We start from the raw sequence: 4,732 nt of genomic DNA on the forward strand, positions 1-4,732 counted from the left end.
AGAGTCACAAGCTGAAAGATTAGCAAACGCTGCAAAACAGAAGCAAGCTAAATTAACACCAGGTTCAAAAGAGAGTCAATTAACTGAAGCGTTATTTGCAGAAAAACCAGTTGCTAAAAATGACTTGAAAGAAATTCCTCAATTAGTTACTAAAAAGAATGATGTATCAGAGTCAGAGACGGTTAATATAGATAATAAAGACACTGTTAAACAAAAAGAAGCTAAATTTGAAAATGGTGTTATTACACGTAAAGCTGATGAAAAAACAACTAATAATACAGCTGTTGACAAGAAATCAGGTAAACAATCTAAAAAAACAACACCTTCAAATAAACGAAATGCATCAAAAGCATCTACAAATAAAACTTCAGGTCAGAAAAAGCAACATAATAAGAAATCATCACAAGGTGCAAAGAAACAAAGTAGTTCAAGTAAGTTAACTCAAAAGAATAATCAAACTAGTAATAAGAATTCAAAAACAACAAATGCTAAATCATCCAATGCATCAAAAACGCCAAATGCTAAAGTTGAAAAAGCTAATAGTAAAATAGAGAAACGTACATTCAATGACTAAGATTACTAAAATCGTTGAATAATCAATCATAGCAGTAAGCTATGTATTATATTTTTAAAAATTGAATTTCAAAATAAAAGGTAGGCATTCAGGTGCTTACCTTTTTTGATATCATCAGTTTATTTTGAAAGGCAACGCGATCATTTCATGTATTTATGCTGTTTGAAACATCGTTAGATAACAATAGTTATATTGCACATTTTAAGCTGAAGATGGAAAAATATTCGATAATCAAATAAACAATGAATCTTAGAAGGTACAATGACGTTCACTAATTTAAATATAGCTGAATGTGTTGGTGAGTGATGTTCACTATAGATTTATATTAATATACAAAGACAAAGGTTGTTAATTTTTATTAAGCGTTAGGTTGAATGTATGAGAATTTTAGATTTATAATAGAAGATAGAAACGAAAATTTTTCTTAAAAGCAGTAATGTTGACTCAAAATAAGCTATAATAATGACACTTATTTAATTGATTAACATTTGCTAATAAATATCAATATAGAATATAACTTTCCAATAATGACTGAGAAAATCGAAATGTCAGTCTCGAATCATATAATTAGAAAATTGATTATTTTCTGTCAATTTAGGGTTGAACTATACATATGATATTGTTAGAATATTTTTTAACATTATATTTTATTGCTTTAAAGTGGAATATACTTGAAATAATTCGTAGAGGTGAGTAAGGATGAGTAATAAATTAGAATCATACAGAAGTGAGATTGTCTCACTGAATCATCAAATTTTAGATTTATTATCTAAACGTGGTGAACTAGCACAAAAAATTGGGGAGGAAAAATTAAAACAAGGTACACGTATCTATGATCCACAACGCGAAAAAGAAATGCTTAACGACTTAATTGATAGCAACAAAGGACCATTTAACGATAATACAATTAAGCAATTATTTAAAGAAATTTTTAAAGCCTCTACAGATTTACAAAAATCTGAAAATGAAAAACACTTATACGTATCACGTAAGTTGAAACCTGAAGATACGATTGTAACATTTGATAATGGGGGCATTATTGGAGACGGCAATAAATCATTTGTATTTGGGCCATGTTCAGTTGAATCATTTGAACAAGTTGAAGCTGTTGCTAAAAACTTACATGCTAAAGGTGAAAAATTTATTCGTGGCGGTGCATTTAAACCACGTACATCACCATATGATTTCCAAGGCCTAGGTGTTGAAGGACTTAAAATACTTAAACAGATTAAAGATAAATATGATTTAAATGTTGTCAGCGAAATCGTAAATCCAAATGATTTTGAAGTGGCTGATGAGTATTTAGACGTATTCCAAATTGGTGCACGTAATATGCAAAACTTCGAGTTATTAAAAGAAGCTGGCCGTACGAAAAAGCCTATTCTATTAAAACGTGGTTTATCTGCTACAATCGAAGAGTTTGTTTATGCAGCTGAATACATTGCTTCACAAGGTAATCAAAACATTATTTTATGTGAACGTGGAATCCGAACTTATGAAAAGGCGACACGTAACACTTTAGATATTTCAGCAGTACCAATTTTAAAACAAGGTACACACTTACCAGTCATGGTAGATGTAACGCATAGTACAGGTCGTAAAGATATCATGTTACCAACTGCGAAAGCAGCATTAGCAGTTGGTGCTGATGGAGTTATGGCTGAGGTGCATCCAGATCCATCTGTTGCACTTAGTGATGCGGGTCAACAAATGGATTTAGATGAATTCCAAGCATTTTATGATGAATTAAAGCCTTTAGCTGATTTATATAACGCTAAAAAGTTAAAATAATATTCCAAGGAAACTATAGACTACTTAACTAATATGTCATGTTGAAGTAGAATATTATCTTTGAATCGACAATTTTAAACTTACAGCCATTCTAAGAGTATATTACTTTTAGAGTGGCTATTATTTTTTGTATAGAAATAAAGGTATACTGCACTTAACGATTGTTATAATACTTCGACACTTGTTCAATTTCACAATTATTAAAGATTATGACTGATAGCAGTAATTAAAATTATAACTATGAATTATCTGTAAAATATAATAGATTCACACATTTGTTGCTGAAATGTGAACATTTTTCAACAAATGCAATTGATGTTTGAAAAGGCTTTCTCAAAACATTACAATTAAAAATGAAAAAAGTTTATATAAAATTAAAATATATCGTTCGTTATCATTTAGCGTTTGTTTTTATTTCAAGCTTTTCGCTAAATTTTTCCAAACAAAAATATGTTACTGTAAATTAAAATATGGTAAACTATGAAAATGAAATGAAAACATGTTATTATAATGAATAAAACGTTTACAAGGAGGAAATTATGACAGTTACTATATATGATGTAGCAAGAGAAGCGCGTGTCTCTATGGCCACAGTGTCGCGTGTTGTTAATGGGAACCAAAATGTTAAAGCAGAAACTAAAAATAAAGTTAACGAAGTCATTAAGCGTTTGAATTATCGTCCAAATGCTGTTGCTAGAGGTTTAGCTAGTAAAAAGACAACAACAGTAGGTGTGATCATTCCAGATATATCTAATATCTATTATTCACAACTTGCTCGTGGACTTGAAGATATTGCAACAATGTATAAATATCACTCAATTATTTCAAATTCAGATAACGATCCTGAAAAGGAAAAAGAAATTTTTAATAACTTATTAAGTAAACAGGTTGATGGTATTATTTTCCTTGGTGGTACAATTACTGAAGAAATGAAAGAATTGATAAATCAATCATCTGTACCTGTAGTAGTATCAGGAACAAATGGTAAGGATGCACATATAGCATCAGTTAATATTGATTTTACTGAAGCTGCGAAAGAAATTACGGGAGAATTAATTGAAAAAGGCGCTAAATCATTTGCTTTAGTAGGTGGAGAACATTCTAAAAAAGCTCAAGAAGATGTTTTAGAAGGTTTAACTGAAGTGTTAAATAAAAATGGCCTTCAATTAGGTGATACATTGAATTGTTCTGGTGCTGAAAGTTATAAAGAAGGCGTAAAAGCTTTTGCTAAAATGAAAGGCAATTTGCCAGATGCCATTTTATGTATCAGCGACGAAGAAGCAATTGGTATTATGCATAGTGCAATGGATGCTGGTATTAAAGTTCCAGAGGAATTACAAATTATTAGTTTCAATAATACACGATTAGTTGAGATGGTTAGACCACAACTTTCTAGTGTTATTCAACCATTATATGATATCGGTGCAGTAGGGATGCGCTTATTAACAAAATATATGAACGATGAAAAGATAGAAGAACCAAATGTAGTTTTACCTCACAGAATTGAATACCGAGGAACTACAAAATAAATTCACAAAATTAGGCATTCATCTAACGACCCAAATTATATGGGTGTTGGAAGAATGCCTTTTATTTATCTTTTAAAATCGTTGCAGATTAGGTTACTTATTGACGAGTAGATTCGTACCAACTCGCTATATGTAAAGCTAATTTTTTATTTTTTTCACTAATTTCTTTTGTGCGGGGGACATAGGTATAATCATTTAAACGATCTTCCCATCTTTTAGGTAATAATTCAGATGAATAATGTTTCCATTTATTAATCCATTCTAACGGTAAATAACCACTTTGAATTGGTTGATCAATTAAACTTAAGAATACATGACTCCATGCACGTGGTACGACTCTCCAAATATTGTAGCCTCCGCCACCAAACATAATTACCTTTCCATTCGTATAAGAATCAGCTAAATATTTTACAAAATATGGAATTTCATATAATGAATGTAACGTACAATTTAGATGAGTTAGTGGATCACGATAATGTATATCGACACCATTTACGCTTAGAATAATATCAGGTTTAAAACTCTTTACGACAGGCTCAACTGTTAATTTAAAACACTCCAAAAATGATGCATCTTCTGTATACGGTTCAAGTGGGACATTTACAGTGTGTCCATAGCCGATATCTTCACCGCGTTCAGTATAGTGACCAGAGCCTGGGAAAAGAAACTTTCCGGTTTCATGGATAGAATAAGTAGTAACATGGTTATCGGCATAGAAACTCCATTGTGTACCATCTCCATGATGTGCATCGGTATCTATGATTAAAACGCGTTGATTGTATTCTTTAGCTAAGTATTGTGCGGTAATTGCAATATCATTGTATATACAAAAACCACT

At 30.9% G+C, this 4,732-nt stretch carries 5 protein-coding genes and 1 pseudogene; 5 read left to right on the top strand and 1 reads right to left on the bottom strand.

All coding sequences use genetic code 11. The features are described 5' to 3' along the window. The 5 genes and pseudogenes from IDG60_RS06325 to ccpA all read left to right on the top strand — a co-directional run. Positions 1-574 (top strand): annotated as a pseudogene (locus IDG60_RS06325) (hypothetical protein); the annotation flags it as partial. A gap of 155 nt (positions 575-729) precedes the next feature. Next, a complete protein-coding gene (locus tag IDG60_RS06330; protein WP_031761406.1) occupies positions 730-813 on the top strand; it encodes a hypothetical protein in 84 nt (27 codons plus the stop codon). 460 nt (positions 814-1,273) lie between these two features. Continuing rightward, the gene (locus tag IDG60_RS06335) at positions 1,274-2,365 is read left to right on the top strand and encodes a bifunctional 3-deoxy-7-phosphoheptulonate synthase/chorismate mutase (RefSeq protein ID WP_000066378.1); all 1,092 of its coding nucleotides are present in this window, start codon (positions 1,274-1,276) and stop codon (positions 2,363-2,365) included. Between the two features lie 353 nt (positions 2,366-2,718). Next, positions 2,719-2,832 carry a hypothetical protein gene (locus IDG60_RS06340; protein ID WP_001788994.1) on the top strand — a complete coding sequence of 38 codons (114 nt, stop codon included), beginning with the start codon at positions 2,719-2,721 and terminating at the stop codon, positions 2,830-2,832. A 72-nt stretch (positions 2,833-2,904) separates the two neighbouring features. Next, complete coding sequence (gene ccpA / locus IDG60_RS06345; protein ID WP_000219066.1) at positions 2,905-3,894, top strand: catabolite control protein A; 990 nt, start codon at positions 2,905-2,907, stop codon at positions 3,892-3,894. 97 nt (positions 3,895-3,991) lie between these two features. Here the strand turns inward: ccpA and IDG60_RS06350 are convergent. Continuing rightward, a partial coding sequence (locus tag IDG60_RS06350; RefSeq protein WP_481906083.1) for an arginase family protein occupies positions 3,992-4,732 on the bottom strand: 741 nt, incomplete at its 5' end.

Source organism: Staphylococcus sp. EG-SA-2, from assembly GCF_017152085.1.